Source organism: Paenibacillus methanolicus (assembly GCF_008124765.1).
Classification (GTDB): Bacteria; Bacillota; Bacilli; order Paenibacillales; family Paenibacillaceae; genus Paenibacillus_Z; species Paenibacillus_Z methanolicus.
Map to the genome: position 1 here is coordinate 520,424 of NZ_VNHS01000004.1, position 26,636 is coordinate 547,059.

Genomic DNA, 26,636 nt, shown 5'->3' on the forward strand with positions numbered 1-26,636 from the left:
AACGCGCCACGCCGCCAAAAAGACGGCGAAGCCGTTTCGCCTTAAGAAAGGGTTGCTTTCATGTTAAATAGTTGTATAATACAACATTGTATAATACAACTATTGAATGGTATACGAATAGGAGAGAGAAAACGGATGAAAGGGCTACAGCTGCTCAAGAAAGAATGGACGCATATTCTGAGCAAGACGCAAGCCAGAATCGGCATTGCGATCCTGCTTCTGATTTCGCTTATTTATGCGGGAATGTTCCTCGGGGGATACTGGGATCCGTACGGCCACCTCGATCGGCTTCCGGTGGCGGTCGTGAATATGGACGAGGGGGCGGAGATGGATGGCAAGCCGATTCATATCGGGCAAGATTTGACGGAGCAGTTGAAATTGAGCGGCAGCCTGGATTTTCGTTTCGTCGGCGAGACCGAGGCGGAACAGGGGCTTGAAGTGGGCCGTTATTATATGTCCGTCATTATTCCCGGTACCTTCTCTCAACAAGTCACGACGTTGACGAGCGGTTCGCCGGAGCCGGCGAAGTTGATCTACCGGACGAACCCCGGTCAGAACTTCGTCGCGGGCCAGATCGGCTCGAGCGCCGTCGAGAAGCTGAAGGATCAAGTAGGCAACGAAATTACGAAGACGTACACGGAAGCATTGTTCGCGAACATGAGCGAGCTCGCGGCAGGGATCGTCGCTGCGGCGGGCGGAGCATCGGAATTAAACGGAGGACTGCTCAAGGAGCGAGACGGAATGGACCGGCTGCAGGACGGCATCGACGAGCTGGCGGAAGGGGCTGCCCGGTTGAATCAAGCGGGAGCCGCGCTGGCTGGCGGGAAATCGAAGCTTCTCGAAGGGGCGGGCCAACTGTCCGTTGGAAGCGGGCAGTTGGTTGAAGGCTTACGCGCCATCAGCCAAGCGCAGGGACGATTAACCGATAGCGCTGCAAGCACGGCGTCCATGGCAGGGAATCTTGCAGCAGGTTTTGCGGAAGCGGATAAACGGGCGGATCGGGCGGCCGCGGAAGCGGCGGCGCTATCGGAGCGGTTGGAGCGATTTGCGCTGGCGCATCCCGAACTTGCGTATGACGCGTCATTCCAAGACCTCGCAGAGGCGAGCGAATCGCTGGGCAGCGAGTTGAACGGTTTGCTGGCCGACCAGACGAACGTGGCGGGGGACGCGCAGAAGCTGAGCCAAGCGCAGAAGGCGCTCGCGGAAGGTTCAGCCGGACTGCTGGAGAAATTGTCGGCCGTCGCTCAGAGCAGCGCTAACCTGGCGACGGGGGCTGCGCAAGCTGAAGCAGGCATAGGGCAGTGGGAGACTGGTTTCCGGCAATATGAAACGGGCATCCACAATATGGCATCCGGCATCTCGCGGCTAGGTCAAGGCGTCGAACCGCTCGCTGGCGGCATCGTGCAGCTGGCGGACGGCAGCGAGAAGCTTGCGGGCAAACTGGCCGACGCCGGCGAGGAAGCCTCGGCGGTTCATGCGGACGGCAAGTTGATCGGTATGTTCGCGCGGCCGGTCCAATTGGTCGAGAACAAAGTGACGGACGTGCCGAATTACGGCGCGGCCATGGTGCCTTACTTCCTGACCCTCGGTTTGTTCGTCGGCGGCTTGATCGCTTCGAATATTCTGCCGTATGAGCGGAGATCGAAGTACGGCGTTTCGGGATGGCATCATTTCGTCAACAAGTACGGCTTGTTCCTCTCGATTGCGGTTCTCCAGACGCTCGTCGTTGACGGCGTGCTCCTGCTGGGCTTCGGCATCGGGGTGCAGAGCGTCTGGAAGTTCCTGCTGCTCAGCTTGACGGCTTCCTTTACGTATTTCACCTGCATTCTGATGCTCGTCTCCGTGATCGGGCCGCTCGGACGACTGGCGGCTGTCTTCCTGCTCGTCGCGCAGCTGGCGACTTCCGGGGGAACATTCCCGATGGAGCTTGCCGTCGGTCCGATGCAGGCGATTGGGCGCTGCCTGCCGATGACGTATGCGGTGAACGCGTTCCGTGCCGCCGTTACGACGGGAGATTGGGGGCAGTACTGGAGCAACTTCGGTATTCTTCTTATCTATACTGCGGCCTTTGTCGGGATCGCGTTGGCGGTGTTGTGGAGAAGCAACAAGCAGTCGTCGGCGGCCTTGCAGGGCGGTATCAATTAAGCGTGATGGACGAGGAGGAACGGTCTTGGGCCGCTCCTCCTTTTTATTTAATCGGGCAATTGCAACGGAGGAACGAAACCGATATAATGAGATGGATGAGAACACATATTCTTATGTTGTCCCGCGATTGTTAATTTCAGCAAGTCAATTGGCGGGACCTGACAATATAACCGTCTAACCTATCGGTGTTTATGGGTATACCAAATCATAGAGCCATTTCATAGAAGCGAGGGAACGGGGGGACGGAATGATGAGCGGAAGCAGCGAGGACAAACGGGTTTTTCAATTGAAATCGCCTTACACGCCGCAAGGCGACCAGCCGGGCGCGATACGCCAATTGGTGGAGGGCGTGGAGAAGGGCATGAAGTACCAGACGTTGCTGGGCGCGACAGGAACGGGCAAGACGTACACGATCGCCAATACGATCGCGGCCTTGAACCGGCCGACGCTGGTCATTGCGCATAACAAGACGCTGGCGGCCCAGCTATGCAGCGAGTTCAAGGAGTTTTTCCCCGATAACGCGGTATCGTATTTCGTCAGTTACTACGACTACTTCCAGCCGGAAGCCTACATCCCGTCCACGGATACGTACATCGAGAAAGATTCCAGCATCAACGACGAGATCGACAAGCTGCGCCACTCGGCGACGAGCTCTTTGTTCGAGCGCCGCGACGTTATTATCGTCGCTTCGGTCTCCTGTATTTACGGCCTCGGATCGCCGATGGAATACGGCAACTTGGTGCTGTCGCTGCGCGTTGGGATGGAGAAGTCGCGCGAGCAGATTCTGCATAAGCTCGTCGACATCCAGTACCAGCGCAACGATATTAACTTCGTCAGGGGCACGTTCCGGGTGCGCGGCGACATCGTCGAGATTTTCCCTGTCGCGAACAACGAGCGGGCGATGCGCGTCGAGTTGTTCGGCGACGAGATCGAGCGCATTACGGAGATCGACGTACTGACCGGAGAGATCGTCGGGGAGCGCGAGCATATCGCTATTTTCCCGGCGTCTCACTTCGTCACCCAGGAAGAGACGATGCGCGTGGCGCTGAAGAATATCGAAGCCGAGCTGGAAGCGCGGCTTGCCGAGCTGCGCGAGCAGGGCAAACTGCTGGAAGCGCAGCGGCTGGAGCAGCGCACGCGCTACGATATCGAGATGATGCAGGAGATGGGGTTCTGCTCCGGCATCGAGAACTACTCCGGACCGCTGACGTTCCGCGAACGCGGCGCGACGCCATACACGTTGATCGATTATTTCCCGGACGACATGCTGTTCGTCATCGACGAGTCGCACGTGACGCTGCCGCAGATCAGGGCCATGTATAACGGCGACCGTGCTCGGAAGGAAGTGCTGGTCGATCACGGGTTCCGCTTGCCGTCGGCGATGGATAACCGTCCGCTTCGCTTCGAGGAATTCGAGAAGAAGATTACCCAGATGATTTACGTCTCGGCGACGCCGGGGCCGCTTGAGATGGAGCTCTGTCCGACCATGGTCGAGCAGATCATCCGTCCGACGGGACTGCTCGATCCGATTATCGAAGTTCGCCCGACCAAGGGGCAGATCGACGACTTGCTGGGCGAGATCCGGGATCGGATCGCCAAGGATGAGCGGGTGCTGCTGACGACGCTGACGAAGAAGATGGCCGAGGATTTGACCGATTACCTCAAGGAAGTCGGCATCAAGGTGCGGTATCTCCATTCGGATATCAAGACGTTGGAGCGGATGGCGATCTTGCGCGATTTACGGCTGGGCACCTTTCATGTGTTGGTCGGCATCAACCTGCTGCGGGAAGGACTCGACCTTCCGGAAGTATCGCTCGTGGCCATTTTGGATGCGGATAAGGAAGGCTTCCTCCGGTCCGAAAGATCGCTTATTCAGACGATCGGCCGCGCCGCCCGGAACTCCGAGGGTCGCGTCATTATGTACGCCGACAAGATGACCGACTCGATGGATAAGGCGATCAAGGAAACGGAACGACGGCGTACCCTGCAGATCGCGAATAACGAACGGCTTGGCATTACGCCGCAGACGATCCGCAAGCGGGTGCACGACATCATCGAAGCGACGAAGGTCGCCGAGCAGAAGAGCGATTACTTGGCGGGCGTCGGGACGGCGAAGATGTCCAAGAAGGATCGTCAGTCGCTGATCCAACGTCTGGAAGCGGAGATGAAGGACGCGGCGAAGAACTTGCAGTTCGAGCGGGCAGCCGAGCTGCGCGACGCGCTATTGGAGCTGCGCGCGGACGCAGGCTAGACGATATATCATCATGATGATCAGCGGCGAGCGCCTGTTAGCAGGCATCGCCGCTTTGCATAGCGGGAACTACCGCGCGTCAGGTGTGCGCGGAGTGATGTTCAACCAAGGATACGAGGGCCGGGCTGCACGGATGTGCGGCATAAGGGCCGGGCGTACAGGAGGAGAGAAACCAAGTGGCAAGCGAATCGATCGTAATTAAAGGGGCGAGAGCCCATAACCTGAAGAACATCGACGTAACGATACCTCGGGACAAATTCGTCGTACTGACAGGCCTGAGCGGATCCGGCAAATCCTCCCTGGCCTTCGATACGATTTACGCCGAGGGGCAGCGCCGCTACGTGGAGTCGTTGTCGGCCTACGCGCGCCAGTTTTTGGGGCAGATGGAGAAGCCGGACGTCGATTCGATCGACGGTCTGTCGCCGGCGATCTCCATCGACCAGAAGACGACGAGCCGCAATCCCCGTTCGACCGTTGGCACGGTCACGGAGATTTACGATTACATGCGTCTGCTGTTCGCCCGGATAGGCAAGCCGCATTGCCCGGAGCACGGCATCGAGATTACGTCCCAGACCGTCGAGCAGATGGTGGATCGGATCATGGAATATCCGGAGCGGACCAAACTGCAAATTTTGGCGCCGATCGTCTCCGGACGCAAGGGCGAACACGCCAAATTGCTTGCGGACGTCCAGAAGCAAGGGTTCGTGCGGGTGCGTGTGAACGGCGAGCTGCGCGAGCTGAGCGAGAAGATCGAGCTGGAGAAGAACAAGAAGCATAGTATCGAAGTCGTCGTCGACCGGATCGTCGTGAAGGACGATATCCAGACGCGGCTCGCCGACTCGATCGAGACGGCGCTCAAGCTCTCTGACGGCAAGGTGCTCATCGACGTCATGGAGAAGGAAGAGCTCATGTTCAGCTCGAATCTGGCTTGCCCGGAATGCGGATTCAGCATCGACGAGCTCGCGCCGCGCATGTTCTCCTTTAACAGCCCGTTCGGAGCTTGTCCGGATTGCGACGGCTTGGGAGCCAAGATGATCGTCGATCCCGACCTTCTCGTACCCGATACGAACCGGACGATCGAAGAGGGCGCGTTCGAAGCGTGGGCGGGCAGCACGTCCAATTACTATCCGCAGTTCCTCGAGGCGGTGTGCGTTCATTTCGCCATTCCGCGCGACGTGCCGGTAAGCGAGCTGACAAGCGAGCAGATGAAGAAGCTCATGTACGGCACGGGCGGCGAGCGCGTCCGTTTCCGCTACGAGAACGATTTCGGGATGGCGAAGGAAGCATTCGTGCCGTTTGAAGGCATCGTGCATAACTTGGAGCGTCGCTATCGGGAGACGGCCTCTGACGGCATCCGCGAGTACATCGAGCAGTATATGAGCGCGAAACCATGCGGCGGCTGCAAGGGCAACCGACTTCGCAAGGAGAGCTTGGCCGTCACCGTAGGCAAGCAGAATATTTCGCATGTCACGTCGCTCTCCATCGGCGGGGCTCAGCAATTTTTCGATCAGCTCGACCTGAGCGTGAAGGACCGGACGATCGCGAATTTGATTCTGAAGGAAATCAACAGCCGCTTGGGCTTCTTGACCAACGTGGGTTTGGAGTATTTAACGCTCAGCCGCGCGGCAGGCACGCTCTCGGGCGGCGAAGCGCAGCGGATCCGGTTGGCCACGCAGATCGGATCGAGTTTGATGGGCGTGCTCTATATTTTGGACGAGCCGAGCATCGGGCTTCATCAACGCGATAACGACAAGCTGATCAAGACGCTCGAGCATATGCGGAACCTTGGCAACACGCTCATCGTGGTGGAGCATGACGAAGACACGATGATGGCAGCCGATTATATTATCGACGTTGGACCAGGTGCCGGCGTCCACGGTGGACGCATTATCGCGCAGGGGACGCCGGAGGAAGTCATGAAGGTCGAGAACTCTTTGACCGGCGCCTACCTCAGCGGACGCAAATTCATTCCGGTGCCGCTTAAGCGCCGTTCAACCGGCGACAAGTGGCTGGAAGTGCGCGGGGCGAAGGAGAACAACCTCCGCGGCGTGAACGTGAAGATTCCCCTCGGCGTGTTCGCCGCGGTCACCGGCGTTTCGGGTTCCGGCAAGTCGACGCTCGTGAACGAGATCTTGTACAAGACGCTTGCGCGCGATCTGAACAAGGCTCGGGTACGTCCGGGCGAGCACAAGGAGATTCGAGGACTGGAGCATATCGACAAGGTGATCGATATCGACCAGTCGCCGATCGGCCGCACGCCGCGCTCCAACCCTGCCACGTACACGGGCGTATTTGACGACATCCGCGATCTGTATGCATCCACCAACGAAGCGAAAGTACGGGGCTATAAGAAGGGGCGGTTCAGCTTCAACATCAAGGGCGGCCGCTGCGAGTCATGTCGCGGCGATGGCATCATCAAGATCGAGATGCACTTCCTTCCGGATGTATATGTCCCGTGCGAGGTGTGCAAGGGCAAGCGATATAACCGCGAGACGCTCGAAGTGAAGTATAAGGGCAAGAGCATCGCGGAAGTGTTGGGGATGACGATCGAGCATGCGACCGAGTTTTTCGTGAACGTGCCGCGCATCCACCGCAAGCTCCAGACATTGATGGACGTGGGTCTGGGTTACATGGATCTCGGCCAGCCGGCTACTACGCTTTCCGGCGGCGAAGCGCAGCGCGTTAAGCTGGCCGCGGAGCTGTACCGCCGCAGCACGGGCAAGACGATATACATTCTTGACGAGCCGACGACCGGTCTGCATGTGGATGATATTGACCGGTTGCTCGTCGTGCTTCACCGTTTGGTGGACTCGGGCGAGTCCGTCCTCGTTATCGAGCACAACTTGGACGTCATCAAGACGGCCGACTATTTGATCGACCTTGGGCCTGAAGGCGGCAGCGGAGGCGGCACGATCGTCGCGACCGGCGCGCCGGAGCAGGTTGTCAAGGTGGGAGCCTCATATACAGGTCGCTACCTGAAGCCGATCTTGGAGCGCGACCGCCAGCGGACGGAAGAAGCGCATCGCGTCGCGGAGACAGTAGCGGCCGCACAAGCAGATTAGCACTCAGAAGGCATGGTCGGTAGTCGGCCAAGCGATCACGCCTAACGCATGCGGATTAGAAAGAAGCCGTTAGGGTTAAGCGAGGACGAGGGAGGGTTAGCCTTCCCAACGCGTTCAAGGACTTGACCACCCGAAGTGCGGGTGCGCTCATAGATCGATCCCCATGCGGCGTCAGTGCATCATGGGGATCGTTTGCGTTCGCGGGCGATCAGCCTAGAATATACTGGCTGAGCTTCGCGTATATCTCGTTAATGTTCACCTGCTTATTGAATTTCTTCACGATCGGCATCGATTGGCCGCTTAGCCAAATTTTCAATTCCGCGTCGTGATCGAACATACCCGCGCTCTCGCGGGAGAAGCGGGTTATGCTTTTGTATGGAATCGAGAGCAATTCGGTCTTGTTGCTCGTCACGCCTTGCTTGTCGATCAGGATCATCCGCTTGTTCGTGAAGACGATCCCGTCCCGGAACACCTTGTACGCTTTCTCGACCTGCTCGCCCGGCGTCAGGATGGGGCGGAGTTCCTGCTGAATTTCGCTTACCGGTATTTCCGATGCATTCCCCATAATGCTGTCGAACAATCCCATGAATATCGCTCCTTTGGCGGGCTTTAAAGTTTCCTTCCAGTTTACGCGGCAGGTGTTGCGGAGATGCGAGTAATAGGGATTATAATTCAGCCGTATCCATATTCGATGAGGGCCTGCTGCGGTTATCGATATGTTTGGCAGATCGGAACGAGTCAGTTAATTACTGGATGCGTCAGTTATAAACATTGCCGCAGATGGACATTTTATTGGTACAGGGAAGAATGAAGAAATCAAGGATCATCAGGTAGCGGTCGTCAATTGATCCCATTTCTATGGTGTCGAGTATATAGCCTTCGAGATAATGTCAATCGAGCCGCCAATTGCCAACCCGAATTTTAACTAAGGCATCGAGGTGTTCGCCTATACGGCCGGTTCATGCAACGAAGTACTTGAATTTCAATTATGAATCACGTATGTCATGAAAGATGCTTCAACAGTAGTCTTGTTTTTATGTGAAAAAGCTTGCAATAAAATGACGGACATGGATTGCAAACGAGTCGTCAAGCATGAAATAGTGACAAACTTGTTACGAATGTGAATATGGACTTGCCAGACAGACCGGTAAAAGCTAACATTAAGTTAATATAGGCTACGTGCGAAAATAAGGAGGTCCCCCCTATGTTTTATCTCGCAGAGGAAGCTGCTGCGGAAGCGGCAACATCGACAAGTCTGTTCGATCCTTACGACATCGTGATGATTCTCTTTACGATCGTCATCTTAATCGGCCTCTTCCGTTTGGTGAAGCAGCGCAACAAGAATTATTTTGCGATCGGCTTCACGCTTGTGGCCGCCGCCGTGTTCCTGTTCTCGGACTTCGTCATGTTCCAAGGATGGTAATCGGTTAATCAAGAAACTAGCGTTACCCGATATGCCGCCGGTACCCGGATTTCTCTGGATGCCGGCGGCTTTTCTATGCTAAGCGGTACGACAAGCCCCATTGCGCAGCGGAGGTTCCTACCGCCGAACAATGGGGCTATTAGCGCTGCTATGAAGTTGGGCTTACACCCACCACATCTCGCCGAGTGGCTCGCGAATGAGAACCTGCTGCAGGTTTTGTACAGCCTTGGTGAAGCCTTCATCGACGGACATAAGACCGTCTTCATGCTCGATGCTCACGACGTAATCGTAGCCGACCAGACGCAACGCGCTAATGATGTCCGCCCATGTTTTCATGTCGTGCCCGAAGCCGACCGTCCGGAACTGCCAAGCGCGGTCCAGCATGAGCGCGTACGACTGCATGTCCGTCACGCCGTGTTTGTTGACATTGATCGGATCGATCGACGTGTCCTTCGCGTGGAAGTGATGAATCGCGCCGGCGCGGCCGAGAATATGGATCGCTTGCACCGGATCGATGCCTTGCCACCACATATGGCTCGGATCGAGGTTGGCGCCGATGGCTTCGCCTGCGGCTTCGCGAAGACGGAGCAGCGTGGCTGGGCTGTGAACGGAGAAGCCGCCATGCAGCTCGAGACCGATTTTGACATTGTTCTCGGTCGCCAGTTTCGCGATCTCTGTCCAGTAAGGGATAACTTTCTCTTCCCACTGCCATTTCAGGATATCTTGGAAATCGTTGGGCCATGGCGCGACCGGCCAGTTCGGATATTTCGCGTCCTCGTGGTCGCCCGGGCAACCGGAGAACGTGTTGACGACCGGAACGCCGAGTTTGCCGGCGAGTACGATCGTTTTGCGGATAATGGCGTCGTGCTCGCTAGCGATCGCTTTTTGCGGATGGAGCGGATTCGCGTGACAGCTGAGGGCGCTGATCGTCAGGCCGCGGGAGGAGACCGCTTCCTTGAACGCGTTCAGCTTGCTCTCGTCGGCCAACAGGACGTCCGGATCGCAATGCGCGTTGCCCGGATAGCCGCCTGTCCCGATTTCCACGGCTTCAAGGCCCTTCGAGGCGATATAGTCGAGTGCTTCTTCAAAAGGTTTCTGTGCAAATAGCACAGCGAAAACACCAAGTTTCATGGATCCAAAAACCTCCCAAAATGAGTATGCAAGAATGGATTCATTATAGCATGACCTGGCGGACGGCATAGCGATCAACGGACAGAATGGCAAAATCACACAATAAGTGGGCAAAAAGATAAAAGCGCTGTCATAAAAGCTCTTATAAAGAAAGTAGAAACTATCGGTTATAGATTCTATGATCGTGATTGAGTTTATCTAAGTTTGATAGTACAACTATAGGAATAAGATGGTCTAATTGGGATCAATAATTATTGGTTCTCGGTACATGGGAATAGTATAATTCTAATTAATTCGTTGGTAGGATGGAGAGTAAAGAGAATGGGTCTAATGGAGTTGTTAAGTACGAGGGCGAAATGGGCTCGAGTTACAGCCTTAACAGTGGCAGGAACAGCGGTACTATCGGGGTTTGCTATGGTAGGCAACGCATATGCTCCTACCGGCACCTTCGAGGCAAAAATGATCGGTGGAGAAGTATACGTCAAGGCAAGTTCCGTGACTAAAGTATTAGGCGGATCGGGGAGTTATAATGCCAAAACTGGAACTTATTCCTACACCGCAGCCAATCCGATCCCAGCCGTGATCGGCAAGGTATCGCCGTCGGTGGTCGGCATTATCGGCAAACCGCTCGGTTATGACGATAGATACGCGCTTTCGCACGGAACCGGCGTCATTTGGAAGTCGGATGGTTGGATCGTTACGAACGCGCATGTCGTGAAGGATATGGCCTATTTGGCCGTAGTCACCTCGGATGGCAAGGAATATGAAGGAAAGCGCGTGTACTATGACGAGAAGAGCGACCTGGCAATGGTCAAAATAGCCGCGAAAAACTTAAAGCCGGCTGTGTTTGCCGCTTCGCCGCTTAAGTTGGAAGTGGGCGAAAGCGTCATCGCGATCGGCACGCCGGTATCCTTTACGCTGCGCAACACCGCGACAACGGGAATTCTAAGCGGGATGAACCGATCGACCGGTTCAGATTACAAGCTGCTGCAGACGGATGCCGCGATTAACCCCGGGAACAGCGGTGGCCCGCTGGTGAACCTCAAGGGCGAAGTCATCGGCATCAACTCCATGAAATTCGTCAGCGATGGCGTAGAGAGCCTGGGCTTTTCGATTCCGACCGATACCGTTCGTTATGTGATTCAGCATTTCTTCAAATACGGCAAAGTGAACCGGGCTTCGCTCGGCGTCGAACTGGAAGAAAGCTGGTCGGCCATTGTCGGACTGCCGTCCTCCGATCCGCTTACGATCAAAAACGTCAAGTCCGATGCGGCCGTGAAGTCCGGGCTGAAGTCCGGCGATGCGTTGTTCGCGATCGCCGGACAGCAGGTCACGTCTTTGGTGGACGTGACCGAGACACTGAAAGCTTTCATCCCTGGCCAGCAGGTAGAGGTGCTCGTGCAATCGGGCGGTTCGCTCGTCACGCGCAAACTGACGCTTAGCGCAGGTTGATAGAATAGATTACAGAGAGATTGGGAGAGGTTGTTTTTATGTTAAAACGTTGGGCTGTACTTTTTACATTAGCCTGCATGGTTTTGGGCATCATGCCCGTCGCGGCGGACGCGGCATCGGCCAAAGTGGTCGTGCAATTATCGGTTGGCAGCGGTGTCGTGACGATTAACGGAGCGACGTCGGCGATTCAGAAGCCGTACCAAGCGAACGGCACGACGCTTGTTCCGCTTAGTGTGATTACGAAGGCTTTCGGCGCCGGACTTAAGCTCGAGAAAAATAAAATCATTACCCTGACTTACAACAAGACGAAGGTCGTATTGACTATCGGTAGTAAAACCGTTCAGGTGAATGGCAAGGCGTCGGCCATCGCGATCGCCCCGACCGTCGTTAATAACGTGACGATGGTGCCATTGCGGGTTATCGCGCAGGCGTTCGGCGCGGCGATCAGCACGAACGGCAAACAGATCATCATCGTCGGCACGCCGGCTGGCGTTTCCTCGTCGGCGGGCGGACAAGAAGGATCGACTGGTATTAACGTGGATGCGGGCAAAACATCTGTCGGAGACAGCTACTTCGGCTGGTCCATGAGCTATCCATCAGACCTAACAATGAGTTTCCAGACGGATAATGGCGACGCGACGGTATGGTCGAATATCAGCGAGAATGCAAGCATTATCGTGAATATCGCTCCGATTGATCAGGCGTATACCAAAGAAGAGATCCGAGATTTCATCTTCGGCATGACGCCGGAGGACGCGTTCATTCTCGAGAAGAAGACGATCACGACCGGCGGCGCGGAATTTGAGAAAATGGTTGTTAAGACACGCGACGGCTGGTTCTATGAATTCCGCGCGATCCAGCAAAACAACCGTATTTATATCATCGCGGCCGGTGTTAAATCCGCAACACGCGACGGGCTTAACAAGTATCAGTCCGTGCTTGACAGTTTCAAACTATCGTTTGACGCATCGAATGCATCACTCAAAGATATTACCAAAGTGAAGGATGGCTACATGGTCGTGGCGGACCAAGATTACGGCTTGACGATGCAGACACCTGCTGATTGGGTACGCGATGACGAGTCCCCATACCCTGATTTCGGTAATGAGGATTACTCGTTCACTTTCCGGGTGTACTCCGCCGTGTCTGGCCAGACACTGGAGCAGTGGGTAACGAAGGAACGAACGGACCTGGAAGCTTATTTTGCGGCCAACTACATTCGCAACGTGAGCGAAAGCACGATCGAAATCGGTAATGGCCCAGCAAGAGTCCTGAGCTTCGAGTACACGTACGATCAGAAGGAATGGTTTACGAACCATGAGATCTATTATATCGAAGACGAACATAAGTATATGGCATCCTATTTCTACCCTAGTAACATCGCGGTTGCCGGGGATGTACTTTACAAGCAGATCGCGCCAACGCTGGAGATCGACACGGAGAGCGTGGACGCGAACTTCAGCGAGATCGAAGACACGAGCGACAGCACGGCGACCGTAACCAAAACCAGTCGCAAATACGGGTACTCGATCACGTTGCCGGAAACTTGGTTTGGAATTGAGAAGGACTTCGAACAATCGATGGTCCAATATGGAACGCCTTACGGAATCTTCGTCATCGATATCGCGGACGAGGGCATGAGTGCCTCTGATTTTAGTCGAGTGCTCCCGCAGTACGTCGCGAACAGCTCGGAAATGACTAGCGCCGGGGCTACCGTCAAAGACAATACTCAATTTACGGTGAACGGCAGAACATTCTACAAAATCGTCATTGAAGTTCCAAGACCGGATGAGGATTTGAACCCGTACGTCTCGACCTACTACGTGACGGAGAAGAACGGGAAAGTCGCCGTTATGATGACAACGATTTATATGGCTAATGATACGCCGGCTAACAGAGAGAAAATCGAGAATGTCGTGAAGTCCTTTACGTAAGCAATCAGTAACCGCTCGTTTCGGGTTTGGCCCGAACGAGCGGTTTTTGCGTTGCCAATGTGCAGCGTAAGTGTGATCACGGACCTATGGTGGTTTGGTGTCTGCATATGGCGTTCACAGTCAGATTGGGTCGGTTGGAAACGGCTGTCGGTGGAATCAACCGCGGCACTCTGGTACACTTAGAAGAATAGCAATGGACAAAGGGTGGCGGATTACAAGATGAGTACTATAACGCGCGCAGACGTTGAACTGCTCGCGCCGGCAGGCGATTGGGACTGCATGCGTGCGGCGGTGGCGAATGGCGCAGATGCGATATTTTTCGGCGTGGAGAAGTTTAATGCGCGGGCAAGAGCGAACAACTTTCAAATGAGCGAGCTGCCGGAGATCATGGCGTTCCTGCATAGCTATGGCGTGAAAGGATTTCTCACCTTCAATATACTCGTGTTCGAAGACGAGCTGCGCGAGGCGAAGCGGCTGATCGAAGCGTGCATCGACGCGGGCGTCGACGCGGTGATCGTGCAGGATTTGGGGCTGGTGAAGCTCATTCGCGAGATGTCGCCGGATTTCCCGATCCACGGTTCGACCCAGATGACGATTACGTCGCCGGAGGCTGTAGAATTTACCAAGCCGTTTAATATGGAACGCGTGGTGCTGGGCCGTGAGAACAATCTGAAGCAAATTAAGACGATCGGCGATCAGGCGAAGCTGCCGATGGAAGTATTCGTTCACGGCGCCTTGTGCGTGTCGTATTCGGGTCAATGCTTGACATCCGAAATGTGGGGCGGCCGTTCGGCCAACCGCGGCGAGTGCGCGCAGGCGTGCCGGCTGCCGTACGACCTGATGGTCGACGGAGAGCAGAAGCCGATGGGCGATGTGGCCTACTTGCTATCGCCGAAGGATTTGGCCGCGATCGACATCATGCCGGAGCTGATCGAAGCGGGCGTCACCTCTTTCAAAATCGAAGGCAGACTGAAGAGTCCGGAATACGTGGCGAACGTCGTGAGCAAATATCGCGCCGCGATCGACCGGTATTTCGACGGCGACCGTTCGGCCCCGTCCAAGCAGGAGATCGAGGAGCTGCAGCAGAGCTTCTCGCGCGGATTTACGCATGGCTTCCTGAAGGGCACGAATAACAAAATGCTCGTCGAAGGCACGTTTCCGAAAAGCCGCGGCGTCTATCTCGGACGCGTCGAGCGCGTGCTGCGCGACGCGGTCGTCTGCCGAATCGAAACGCCGCTCAAACGCGGAGATGGCATCGTGTTCGACGCCGGCGACCCGACTAAGAAAGAAGAAGGCGGCCGGATTTACGATTTGCGCCGCCAAGGCGTGAAGATCGAGGGCGAAGCCCAGGACGGCACCATGCTGGAGATCGTGCCGGGCCGCAATGACGTCGACCTGCGCAGAGTGCATGTCGGCGACCGGATTTGGAAGACGAACGATCCGGCGCTCGACAAGCGGCTTCGCGCCACGTTCGAGACCGAGAAGCCGTACCGGGTGTTCCCGCTTCGGGTGAAGGTGCTGGGCACGCTCGGCCAGCCGCTCAAGACGTGGTGGACGGATGTCGAGAAAGGCACGACCGTGGAGGTCGTCTCCGAGCTGGAGTTGGAAGCCGCGCAGAAGCGCCCGATGGATATCGCGCTGCTGGAAGAGCAATTCGGACGTCTCGGCGGCACGCTCTATCAATTGGACAAATTGGACGCCGAACTCCAAGGCGACCTGATCGTGCCGGTTCGCGAGTTGAACCGGATGCGGCGCGTGGCGGTGGAGCAGCTGGCCGGCGAACGTCCGAAACCACCGGTTTACGTGAAGCACGAAGTCGATGTGTATGCCGATGCCGAAGCGCGTCAGCGCCGGGACGTGCTCCCGATGCCGACGCCTCAGGCGGCGGCATCCCGCCTAACGGCGCTTTGCCGGACGCTGCCGCAGGTCGAAGCGGCCGTTCGCTCCGGCGTGGGAATGGTTTACGCGGATTTCGAGTTTATTAAGCAGTTCCCGGCTGCGCTGGAGATTGCGCGCCAGGCGGGCAAGCCGATCGCGTTGGCCACGCCGCGCATTCATATGCCGGGCGAGAACGGTTACCACGCCAACATTCTGAAGCTGGCGCCGGATGCGGTACTCGTTCGGAATACGGGGGCGCTGTATTATTACATGCGCGCCCGGGCGGAACGCGGCGGGGAAGGGTTTCCGCGTTTAATCGGCGACTTCTCGCTGAATATCGCCAATCATAAAGCGGCGGATTTGTTCCTCGAAGCGGGCTGCGATTACGTGACGCCTTCTTACGATTTGAACGTTCAGCAAATGTTCGACCTGCTAGGCCGCTCGAATACGTCCCAAATGGAAGTGGTTATCCATCAGCATTTGCCGATGTTCCATACCGAACATTGCGTGTACTGCACCTTCATGAGCGAAGGCACGGATTACACGAACTGCGGCCGGCCGTGCGAAGAACAGCGCGCTTCCCTCCGCGACCGGATCGGCATGTCGCATCCGGTGCGCGTCGACGAAGGATGCCGCAATACCGTGTACAACGCCATCGAGCAATCCGGCGCCGAATACTTGCGTCAATTCGCGGATCTTGGCGTGGGTTCCTTCCGAATCGAGTTTTTGGAAGAAACCGCTGAGAAGGTAGAGGAGGTCATCGGTCTATATACCGATGCGCTCGGCGGACGAATTAACGGCACCCAAGTATGGAGAAGTTTGAAAGCGATCAATCAGCTCGGCGTAACGCGCGGACAGCTGGTGAAGTAACGATAAGATGAGCGGGGGCCGCGGTCCCCGCTTTTTTGCGTCCGGATAGCAAGACTTTGGCGCGACAGGCAGGTATTTTGGCGTATGGAGGCGAAATAGAGGAGAGATTACAATGACAATCGAACGTGGGGAACAAATGATGGAACATAATGGAAGGTTGTCCCAGAACACGGATGCATGGACAGATAGCGTATTGTCGCTGGAACGAGCGATATTGGACGGAAGGCGCGTAACGGCGGACATGTTGGCCGTTATTCCTGCGTCTATTCGGAATAGCTCGCCTTTGCTGTTGCAGGCGGAGTGCGAGGAGGGGCTGCTGCAAGGTCGATTGGGCGATGCAAAACGGCTGATCGAAAGCGCGCTGCGGGCGTTCGCGGCGCAAGCGAACGAACAGGCGATGCTGACCCTAATGGGAATGTTGGGTCTTTTGTATCAGCAGGTCGGGGATCGGTCGGATTCCAGGCACGTCCTTGATTTCTTGCGGACGGAATGGGCGCATTCCGGGCAGGCGTGCAGCGGGTTCGTACCGTGGGCGTTGGCGCGCGCGTTGGCCGGGGGCGGATTGGACGAACAAGGCGGCTTGACGACGCCGGAAGAGTTGTTTCTGGCGGCGGCGCACCGGTTCCGGGAAGAGGGCAAGCCGCTGTGGGCGGCGATCGTCATGCTAGAGCGTCTGCTATATGACCCGCAGCGCGATGCGTTGGTCAATCCCGCATGGAGACTGCTGCTGCAGTGGCTGGGTCGCAGCCTCGATGACACTTCGCTCGGACAAGCGCTGAAAGAGACGCTGAATGCGGGCGGCAAGCCGAAGGACGAGACGATCGAGCTATTGCCGGCGAGATACGTGTACTTAGTCAACGCGATCTGCTTCGGTCGCGCGAACCGCAGGCCGCCGCGATCCCTCGATGACGATATCGAAGTACAGTTTTACGCGGCGGCCGCGGAGCTTCGCAGAGGCGTGCAGCGAGGAGACGATTCACGCGCGAGAGAACTGTGGCAAGCCTTGGAAGGGTATGCCGCGCTCGTGTCTTCGCCGGAGATGAAGCGCCGCTTGATCGAATTGGAGGAGCTGCGCAAACAAACGGTTCGCGAAGAAACGGCCGAACCGGCGATAACGGTACGGCCGGCTGCCGAAGCGGTGCCGAACCTGACGGAGCCGGAGCCGGCGTCCGTGACGGCAGACCGTCGCTGGCGGGTCCAGTTGATTGACGGTTTGCGCTTTAGCTCCGCGGACGGTCAGGTGGCCGAACCCGTATGGAAGCGCCGCAAGGCGGGAGAACTGCTTGTCTATCTGCTTCTGCAGCCTGCCTATAAAGCGAATCGCGAGCAGGTGCTCGAGCGCGTGTTCGGCGAAGGCGAAACGGCCAAACAATCGAACCAGCTCTACGTGACGCTGCACGATTTGCGCCATACGCTTCGCGAAATGGGGATGTCCGATCCGGTCTACGTCAAACGGGGCGTTATCGGGCTGGACGAGCAGATCATCGAGCATGTGGACGCGGAGGCGTACATGACCTTATCCCGGGTCGGGGATCAGCTGTGGAACGACGACCGGGAAGCGGCCTGCCGCCTCTATGAGGAAGCGCTGCCGCTGTACGGCCAGTTGGCGACGGAGCTCCCGAACGTGGAGTGGCTGGAGCGCACGCGGGAACAGATGCTGGATCGGCAGACCAACATGCTGAAGCGGCTGGCGATATACTATACCGAGCTTCGGGACGAAGTGAAAGCCGAACAGGCCCTTAGCGAATGGATCGCGCTGCGTCCGAAGCAGGAGGAAGCCTATGAGGCTATGATTCGCCATTGCCTGGCCAAGAGTCACCGGGCCGAGGCGATCGGCTGGTATAAGAGGCTTGAGCGGATGTACGAAGAAGAATTCGGCTCCGAGCCGTTGGAAGAAACCAAACGTCTGTTATGGAACTGACGCGGCGCCCCCGGGGGGAGACGGCGATGCCGCCCGCGTCTTCCATCGCGTGGAGACGGTTGTTTATGAGGCTGTTCGCCGCCCAAGCCGCGTCGGTACTGGCAGGCCTCTTGATATTTACCGTCAAAAATCACATCGTGTCGCATCGGCTCGTTCCGCATGTTGAAGGCGAAGGGATCCCCTATCCGCTCGTCGTCGTTTCGTTGATTATTGCGGCGCTCGGCATTCATTTGGCCTGGCGTCTTTATACGGTCCGGCAGTTGTTGGGCCAACAAGCGGAGGCGGAGTCGGCGGTATGGAAACTGCTCCGCTACCCGTATCAACTCCTAGCTTCGATGTTGTTCGCGGGCCTGATCAGCATCGGGGTGTCCGTAGCGCTCGGAGGAGATGGAGATCCCGTCCAGACATACGCGGACGTGCTGACAGGCGGCATCGGAATGTCGCTTGCGATGGCGGTCCTGCTGTTCGTCGCCGTGCGAGGCGTGCTGCGCGAGACGGTGCTGCGGCTGCAGCGAGAGTATGGAGGCGGTCGCAGTCTCCCCATAATCCGGCCGCTTTTGACCACGTATTTGGGTGCGTTTCTGGCGGCGATGTTGAATGTGCAGCAGCTAATGCTGATTCAGAGCAAGCAACCCGGGTCCTTGAGCTTGCAGGCTTTCATCGGGGCGGCGTCGATAGACGCGGCGCTGGGCTTATCGCTGGCCATCTTCGTGACGACGCGCTTTCGTGCCGAATTTCGCCGCATGGTTCGCAGTCTGCGGGAGTTAGTCATGGACGAGCATCCGAGAGTACCCAGACCGAAGGGGGATCCGGAGGATGAGGCGAGCGATCTAGCGCTCGTATTTCACGAACTTCAGGCGCGAGCGCGGCAGCGGTTCGAGCAGTTCGAACGAGAGCTCAGACTCGCCAACAAAGTGCAGCAGAAGCTGCTTCCGCCGGGCGATATGACGATAGGCTCATACCGGATCGCGGCGCGCAGCCGGCCCTACCATGAGGTAGGCGGCGACTTTTTCGACGTGCTCAGCTTGGGTCCGAACCGGTTCGCGATCATGATCGGCGACGTGTCCGGCAAAGGCGTCCCGGCGGCGCTTTTGATGTCGGCGCTGCTGATGCTTTTTCGCGCGGAGATCAGACGCAACGGGAATCCGGCCGAGGTCATGATGCGGATCAACGAGGAGCTGTGCGAAGCGCTCGGCGAAGAGGGAGCGGTCACGATGGGCATTGGCGTCGTCGATTCCGTTCACGATACGCTGCAGTATGTGAGCGCCGGCCATTTGTCCCCATATATCGTAAGCGAGTGCGGAAGCGTCAGGGCGTTAGATTGCAGCTCGCTTCCCATCGGTATCGATCCCGAGACGCAATATGAATCTATCGTGCATAAACTTCAGCCTGGCGATCAATTCATGCTCTACACCGACGGCTTAATCGAAGCGATGGATGAAGCGGGGCGGATGTACAGCTTCGACGGATTGGAGCAGGAATTGGCGCGGTGGGGGCTTGGCGGCGATCTGCCGGCTCGGGTGGACGACTGGCTCGGCCGAATGGATGCCAAGTATGCCAGAGACAACGACGACCGTACCATCGTCGTGCTGGAGCTTGTGCATGCGTATTGGCTGCAGGCGGCCGAGCGCGAGGCGGCAGCCGCGCTGCACGGCGCCTTGCTGGACGAGATGGCGCCCAGCCGATTTTATGCCCACGACTGGATGCTTGGCAGCGCGCAAGGCACCGAGCGGATGGTGGCAGAGCAAGTCGGGATGCTGGTGTCGACGTTTTGGCCGGAGACCGTGCTCGGCGAGGACGTGCAGAGCGCCGTGTCCGAGGGAATTATGAACGCCATGGAACACGGCAATCGGCTGCGGCCGGGGTCGGTCGTCGCCGTGCAAGCGCAGGTCGGTAGCCGGATTACGGTCATTCGGATCTACGACAGCGGAGGAGGCTTCTTCCCGCACGTGGCGCGCAACGAGGAGGAGATGGCCCGCAAGCGGGAATCCGAGGATCCGCGCGGCTGGGGGCTGGTGCTCATCGACGCGTTATCCGACTATTGGGCCACCGGGCGGGACGAGCGGGGTTTTTATCTCGAAATTTATTTTATGCGTAAAACGCGCGCTTAGCGCGCACAACAAAGGAGGCGACGGCAGTGCAACAGCCATTGGTCATCGAGAAGCGTCAGTTTCCCGGCGGCTGCGTCATGCAGCTCAGGGGAGAGCTGACCCGTGCATCCGAGCATGAAATATTGGACGGATTCGCAGCCGAATTCGCCGGCGAAGTGCGTTTTCTGGTATTAGATTTGACGGGGATTACCTACATTAACAGCGGCGGCATGGCCGTATTGATCCGATTTGCCCGGACGGCCAAGAAGGCCGGGATGCATACGTTCGCGTGGGGCATCACGCCGCATTACGAGAAATTGTTCCGGATGGTCGGCTTGACGGAGTGGATTATGCTGTATCCGAACGAGTTTTCCGTCATGCAGCGCATCGAATCGTTATAAATCGGTCAGTCTTGCGAACGCGCAACTTAGAAAGGAATGCGAGGACCATCATGCAAAGCGAAATTTACGCCCAATGGCGGCACGTCTTCAAACTCGACCCGGAGCGGGAAATCTCGGACGAGGCGCTGGACGCGGTCTGCATGTCCGGCACGGATGCCATTCTCGTCGGAGGTTCGAGCGGCGTCGATTACGACAATACGGTGGACCTGCTGTCGCGCATCCGCCGTTACGAGGTGCCGTGCGCGCTGGAGGTATCGAATATAGAGGCGGCCGTGCCGGGCTTCGACTGGTACTTTATCCCGCTCGTCCTGAATACGCGGCAAGGCGAATGGATCGCGGGCAATCAGATCGAGGCGCTGCGCAAATTCGGTCCGTTCGTCCCATGGGAGACGACTTCCGCCGAGGGATACATCATATTGAATCCGGACGCGGAGGCGGCTCGAATAACCGGAGCGGACGCGATACAAGATGCGGAGGGCATCGCCGCGCATATTTATATGGCGGATAGGCTCATGCGGCTTCCGGTTGTTTATATCGAGTACAGCGGTTCCTACGGAGATATGTCGCTCGTTGATCGAGCCGGCAAGCTGCTGACGGGCGCGCGATTATTTTACGGCGGCGGGATCGACGGGCCCGAGCGAGCGGGCGAAGTCGCTGCGCTCGCCCATACGGTCGTGGTTGGCAATGCCGTGTACGACAGGCTGGACGCGGCGCTCGCGACGGTCGCCGCCGTCCGTCAAACGGCCTGCGAATTGAAGCAACCCTAACCAGAATCTCGAGATACATACAGCCCCCGATCGAGTCGACTAGCCAACAGAGGCCGAGCAGGGGCTATTTTCTTTTTCTTGACATAGTTGCGGCACGGGCCGGTTGCTTATATGCGGAAGCTTTACCTGACCGGAAAATAACCGGCGTTGCTGTGACCCGCTTTTCCGCTATGCGACACGGACGTCCGCCGCTTGCCGAAGTCCTGCCAAATGTCTGCAAAACCTAGAATCAAATTGACACCGCAGGCGCGGTTGTCTAGACTGAAGATAGGCGAACAAATGCGAACAAAAGGAGCTTTATTCCTCATATGCTAAACGAATTCAGTATCGAACAGGCGGTGCAGAAACTGAATCCGCCGCAGCGGGAGGCCGTGCAGGCCACCGACGGTCCGTTGTTGATCATGGCCGGCGCGGGCAGCGGTAAGACGCGAGTGCTGACGCACCGGATCGCGTACTTGATCGAGAAGCGCCGCGTGGCGCCATGGAGCATTTTGGCGATCACGTTTACCAATAAAGCGGCTAGAGAGATGCAGCAGCGCGTTTCCGCGCTCATCGGGCCATCCGGCCATGATATCTGGGTATCGACGTTCCACTCCATGTGCGTGCGCATCTTGCGCAGAGATATCGGAAGAATCGGGTTTTCCCAGAGCTTCTCGATTTTGGATTCCGCGGATCAGCTGTCGGTCATCCGCAACATCATGAAAGAGATGAACCTCGACACGAAGAAATTCGAGCCGAAGGCGGTTCAGGCCAAGATCAGCGCGGCGAAGAACGAACTGCAGACGCCCGAACGGCTGGAGAACAAGATCGGCGATTATTTCGACGGCATCGTAGCCAAAGTATACGCGTCCTACCAGAAGCGGTTGAAGTTCAACAACTCGCTTGATTTCGACGATTTAATCATGAAGACGATCGAATTGTTCACGGATGTCCCCGAAGTATTGGCCTTCTATCAAAATAAATTCCGGTTCATCCACGTAGACGAGTATCAAGATACGAACCGCGCGCAGTACATGTTGTGCAAAATGCTGGCCGACCAGCACCATAACATCTGCGTCGTCGGCGATAGCGACCAGTCGATTTACCGCTGGCGGGGCGCGGACATTTCGAACATCCTCAATTTCGAAGAGGATTATCCGGAAGCGCGGACGATTATGCTGGAGCAGAATTACCGCTCGACGTCGAATATCCTGAACGCGGCCAACGCGGTCATCAACCTGAACACGGGACGCAAGGCGAAGAAACTGTGGACCGACAGGGGTGAGGGAGAGCCGATCACCGTCTATCAGGCGGAGTCCGAGCACGAAGAAGGCTATTTCGTAACCGGCGAGATCCAGAAGAACATCAAGCAGGGCAATCAGTATGCCGACCACGCGATCTTGTACCGGACCAACGCGCAGTCCCGCGTCATCGAGGAAACGCTGATCAAATCCGACATCCCCTACCAGATCGTCGGCGGCATCAAGTTCTACGATCGCAAAGAAATCAAGGACTTGCTTGGCTACCTGAGGTTAATTTCCAATCCGGACGACGATATTAGCTTTGAGCGGGTCGTCAACGTACCGAAGCGGGGGATTGGCGATACAACGGTTGCCAAGTTGGCCGATATTGCCGGCTCGCGAGGCATTTCGATTTTCGCGCTGCTGGAGGAACTCGATTGGCTGGACGTGACCGGTAGAGCGCGCACGGCGCTTCGCGAGTTTCGCGACATGATCTCGAATCTGACGCAGATGGTGGAGTACCTTTCCGTAACGGAGCTGACCGAGAAGATTCTCGAGATGAGCCAATACCGGCTTGAACTCCAGCGGGAGAACACGCTCGAATCCACGGCGCGCCTCGAGAACATCGACGAGTTTCTGTCCGTCACGCAGGAGTTCGAGAAGCGCAACGACGACAAGTCGCTCGTTTCGTTCCTCACGGATTTGGCCTTGATCGCGGATATTGATACCGTCGATAAAGACGAGCCGGAAGGTGGCGTGAAGGACGCGGTTACTCTTATGACGATGCACAGCGCCAAAGGCCTGGAGTTCCCGGTCGTGTTCATTATTGGCATGGAGGAAGGCGTATTCCCGCACAGCCGCGCCTTTATGGACCACGAAGAGCTCGAGGAAGAAAGACGGCTTGCCTATGTCGGCATCACGCGGGCGGAGAAGCAGTTGTTCATGACCTGCGCGCGCGTGCGCACGTTGTTCGGGCGGACGAACGCGAACAAGCCGTCCCGGTTCCTGGACGAGGTGCCGGACGAGCTGAAGAAGGATGCGTCCATGTTCGGCCGCGCAAGCAGCCGTCCGCTGAACGGCGGATTCGGCGGGGGCAGGAGCAGCGCATCGGGCAGCGGATCCGGCTTTGGTTTCCGCGGCGCGTCGGGCAACGCCGTTTCTCGTTCGAGCGCGGGCACCGCGAGTGCCGGCGCCTCGAGCAGCGGCGTTCGGGTGACGAGTCCGGCGGACGCCGCTCGCTCGGCATCCGGCGGAGCGGCATCGGGAGGCTCCAAGGACTTTAAAGTAGGAGATCGCGTGTCGCATGGCAAGTTCGGCGTCGGGACGGTCGTCTCGGCGAAGGGCGCGGGCAATGAGATGGAGCTGAACATCGCGTTTCCGGCTCCGGTCGGCATCAAGAAGCTGCTGGCCAGCTTTGCCCCGATTACGAAAGTAGAATAAAGCAGGTACTGCATCATAAGAGAGGCGCTGGCAACGAAAGTAGACGCGGGCGTCTCTCTCTTTACATAACGAAACAGACCAATGATAGGGATCAGAAGAGAGGCGGATGAGGCGATGGAGCAAGGACGAGGCGCGGAACCGGCACAGCTGGCGCGCATGCGCGAGTTGGCGTCGTTGATCGAAGAGCACAACTATAATTACTACACCCTCGACACCCCGACGGTGAGCGACAAGGAATATGACGCGCTGTATGACGAGTTGACCGGGTTGGAGACGCTGACGGGCGTCATATTGCCGGAATCCCCAACGTTGCGGGTAGGCGGCGATATTTTGAAAGGGTTCGAGCCTCATCGCCACCGGTCGCGGTTGTGGAGCCTGGACAAGGCGCAGGACAACGAGGACCTGCTCGCATGGAACGCCCGCGTCCGCAAGGCGATTACCGACTATAACGCCAAAAATCCGGACGGCGTTGCGCTCCCCGATCCAAGCTACGTCGTCGAGCTCAAGTTCGACGGTCTCACGCTCAATTTGACGTACGACGACGGCCGGCTTGTCCAAGCCGCGACAAGGGGCAACGGCGTTGTGGGGGAAGGCATCCTGGCGCAGGTGAAGACGATTAAGTCGATCCCGCTGACGATTCCTTTTTCGGAAGGCATTATCGAAGTGCAGGGTGAAGGCATCATGAATCTGTCGGTGCTGGAGGGGTACAACCGCACGGCGGCGGAGCCGCTCAAGAACGCGCGCAACGCCGCAGCCGGCGCGCTTCGCAACCAGAATCCGCGCATCACGGCCGAACGCAAACTGAACGCGTTTTTCTATAACATTGGCTACGCGGACGGCGTGCAGTTCGATACGCATCAGGAGATGATGCAATTTCTGCGCGACAACCGGTTCAAGGTCAACCCGTATGTGACCTACTGGAATACGATCGAGGAAGTCGAAGCGGAGCTGGCGCGCATTACGGCGATGCGGAGCGAGCTGGATTTTCTGATCGACGGGGCCGTGGTGAAGCTGACCGATATGCGGACGCGAGACGCGCTCGGCTATACGGACAAATTCCCGCGCTGGGCCGTTGCGTTTAAATTTGAAGCCGAAGAGACGACCACCGTGCTGGAGTCAGTCTCATGGGAAGTCGGCCGTACGGGCAAAATCACCCCCGTCGCCCGCGTCGAACCGGTCGAACTCGCCGGCGTCACGGTGTCCAACTGCACGCTGAACAATATCGGCGACATCGAGCGCAAGAACTTGAAGCATGCGCTGGGCACGCGCGTATTTATTCGACGTTCCAATGACGTTATTCCGGAGATTCTCGGCAAAGCGGACGACGAAGAAGGCGCGGAAATCGCAGCGCCCGATGCATGCCCGGCTTGCGGAACGCCGTTGGAGCAGCGGGGAGCTCATTTGTTCTGCAATAACAAGCTAGGCTGTCGACCGCAGACGGTTGGACGTATCACCCATTTTGCTTCGCGCGATGCCATGGACATCGAGTCGTTCAGCATTATGACGGCGGAGCAACTGTTCGACCATTGTAATGTCCATGACCCGGCCGACTTGTACGAACTGGAGTATGATCGTTTGATCGGACTTGAGCGTTTCGGGGACAAGAAGGCGCGCAAATTATTGGAGGCGATCGAGAAATCGAAAGATCGCGATCTTGCGGCGTTCTTGTTCGCTTTAGGGATCCCGAATACGGGGAAAGCCACGACGAAAATGCTCGCCGATCACTTTGGCGCGCTTGCTCCGCTTCGAGAAGCCGCGGTCGAGGATCTTGTTGGTTTGCCGGATGTGGGGGCGATCGTGGCAGAAAGCATTTATACGTACTTCCGGGACCCCTTGGTTGTCCTGAGTCTGGACCGCTTGCTGGCGCTGGGCGTTAAGGCGCAGGCGGAACAAGCTGCGCCAACCCGTACGGACAGCATATTCAGCGGCAAAACCGTCGTATTGACCGGCACCCTTTCATCAATGAGCCGGGACGAGGCCGTCAAGAAACTCGAGGCGTTGGGCGCCAAAATCAGCGGCAGCGTGTCCAAGAAGACCGACATTGTCGTCGCCGGGGAGAGCGCGGGCAGCAAGTTGACCAAAGCGCGTGATCTAGGCATTCGCGTGATTGATGATGAAGAGGAGCTCGTAAGGCTGCTTAACGAATAAATGGGTACATCGATAATGACAAGTTGCGCTCGATTCTAGAACGCGGCTTGTCATTTTTTACAAGTTGCATTCCTTGTACCAGGATGATATATTAGTTCTTGTCGCTTCTGAAGCACGACGCAAAACAACTAAATTTCAACATTAATTGAAAGAAGTTGTTGACAGCGAGATGCGAAGCTGATAAGATATGCAAAGTCACGACAAAACGTGACGGCAAGTTCTTTGAAAACTGAACATATGAATCGATAAAACGACAACGTTTTTAAATGAGCTAACAAGCTTCGAAGTTCTGACAAAATGGTGCTCGTAACCTCGGTTACGGCAATCCAATTTGTCTTTTATGGAGAGTTTGATCCTGGCTCAGGACGAACGCTGGCGGCGTGCCTAATACATGCAAGTCGAGCGGACCTTACCCTTCGGGGTAAGGTTAGCGGCGGACGGGTGAGTAACACGTAGGTAACCTGCCTGTAAGACCGGGATAACATTCGGAAACGAATGCTAAT

General features: G+C 56.9%; 15 protein-coding genes and 1 rRNA gene. 14 read left to right on the forward strand and 2 right to left on the reverse strand.

Annotated elements, in window-relative coordinates; all coding sequences use genetic code 11:
* The first annotated feature begins 135 nt into the window (after positions 1-135).
* The 3 genes from BCM02_RS13820 (at position 136) to uvrA (ending at position 7,458) form a co-directional block, all read left to right on the forward strand.
* A complete protein-coding gene (locus tag BCM02_RS13820; protein ID WP_187434197.1) occupies positions 136-2,145 on the forward strand; it encodes a YhgE/Pip domain-containing protein in 2,010 nt (669 codons plus the stop codon).
* 250 nt (positions 2,146-2,395) lie between these two features.
* Positions 2,396-4,396 carry an excinuclease ABC subunit UvrB gene (gene uvrB, locus BCM02_RS13825; RefSeq protein WP_187434198.1) on the forward strand — a complete coding sequence of 667 codons (2,001 nt, stop codon included), beginning with the start codon at positions 2,396-2,398 and terminating at the stop codon, positions 4,394-4,396.
* A gap of 176 nt (positions 4,397-4,572) precedes the next feature.
* Positions 4,573-7,458, forward strand: coding sequence for an excinuclease ABC subunit UvrA (gene uvrA, locus BCM02_RS13830; RefSeq protein WP_148929675.1), 2,886 nt, complete (start codon positions 4,573-4,575; stop codon positions 7,456-7,458).
* Positions 7,459-7,666: 208 nt separating this feature from the next.
* Here the strand turns inward: uvrA and BCM02_RS13835 are convergent, their stop codons facing one another.
* A complete protein-coding gene (locus tag BCM02_RS13835) occupies positions 7,667-8,044 on the reverse strand; it encodes a PH domain-containing protein (protein ID WP_148929676.1) in 378 nt (125 codons plus the stop codon).
* A 618-nt stretch (positions 8,045-8,662) separates the two neighbouring features.
* On the opposite strand from BCM02_RS13835, the gene BCM02_RS13840 reads away from it, so the two are divergent.
* On the forward strand, positions 8,663-8,881 hold the full coding sequence (locus BCM02_RS13840; protein WP_148929677.1) for a DUF2759 family protein: 219 nt from the start codon (positions 8,663-8,665) through the stop codon (positions 8,879-8,881).
* Between the two features lie 162 nt (positions 8,882-9,043).
* Here the strand turns inward: BCM02_RS13840 and BCM02_RS13845 are convergent, their stop codons facing one another.
* Positions 9,044-10,012 carry a sugar phosphate isomerase/epimerase family protein gene (locus tag BCM02_RS13845; protein WP_148929678.1) on the reverse strand — a complete coding sequence of 323 codons (969 nt, stop codon included), beginning with the start codon at positions 10,010-10,012 and terminating at the stop codon, positions 9,044-9,046.
* Positions 10,013-10,507: 495 nt separating this feature from the next.
* Between BCM02_RS13845 and BCM02_RS13850 the strand changes: the two genes are divergently transcribed.
* From BCM02_RS13850 to BCM02_RS13895, 10 genes are all read left to right on the forward strand, one after another.
* The gene (locus BCM02_RS13850; protein WP_246183362.1) at positions 10,508-11,464 is read left to right on the forward strand and encodes a S1C family serine protease; all 957 of its coding nucleotides are present in this window, start codon (positions 10,508-10,510) and stop codon (positions 11,462-11,464) included.
* A gap of 38 nt (positions 11,465-11,502) precedes the next feature.
* On the forward strand, positions 11,503-13,398 hold the full coding sequence (locus BCM02_RS13855; protein WP_148929680.1) for a stalk domain-containing protein: 1,896 nt from the start codon (positions 11,503-11,505) through the stop codon (positions 13,396-13,398).
* 219 nt (positions 13,399-13,617) lie between these two features.
* Positions 13,618-16,146, forward strand: a complete 2,529-nt coding sequence (locus tag BCM02_RS13860) for a U32 family peptidase (RefSeq protein ID WP_148929681.1) — start codon at positions 13,618-13,620, stop codon at positions 16,144-16,146.
* 112 nt (positions 16,147-16,258) lie between these two features.
* A complete protein-coding gene (locus BCM02_RS13865; RefSeq protein ID WP_148929682.1) occupies positions 16,259-18,067 on the forward strand; it encodes an AfsR/SARP family transcriptional regulator in 1,809 nt (602 codons plus the stop codon).
* A gap of 26 nt (positions 18,068-18,093) precedes the next feature.
* Positions 18,094-20,178, forward strand: coding sequence for an ATP-binding SpoIIE family protein phosphatase (locus BCM02_RS13870; protein ID WP_187434199.1), 2,085 nt, complete (start codon positions 18,094-18,096; stop codon positions 20,176-20,178).
* Between the two features lie 26 nt (positions 20,179-20,204).
* Positions 20,205-20,558: an STAS domain-containing protein gene (locus tag BCM02_RS13875; protein ID WP_246183363.1), complete on the forward strand. Its 354-nt coding sequence runs from the start codon at positions 20,205-20,207 to the stop codon at positions 20,556-20,558.
* A gap of 50 nt (positions 20,559-20,608) precedes the next feature.
* On the forward strand, positions 20,609-21,325 hold the full coding sequence (gene pcrB, locus BCM02_RS13880; RefSeq protein ID WP_148929684.1) for a heptaprenylglyceryl phosphate synthase: 717 nt from the start codon (positions 20,609-20,611) through the stop codon (positions 21,323-21,325).
* Between the two features lie 308 nt (positions 21,326-21,633).
* A complete protein-coding gene (gene pcrA, locus BCM02_RS13885; protein ID WP_148929685.1) occupies positions 21,634-23,985 on the forward strand; it encodes a DNA helicase PcrA in 2,352 nt (783 codons plus the stop codon).
* Positions 23,986-24,099: 114 nt separating this feature from the next.
* Positions 24,100-26,133: an NAD-dependent DNA ligase LigA gene (ligA, locus tag BCM02_RS13890; RefSeq protein ID WP_148929686.1), complete on the forward strand. Its 2,034-nt coding sequence runs from the start codon at positions 24,100-24,102 to the stop codon at positions 26,131-26,133.
* Between the two features lie 337 nt (positions 26,134-26,470).
* Positions 26,471-26,636, forward strand: a 16S ribosomal RNA gene (locus BCM02_RS13895); the annotation flags it as partial.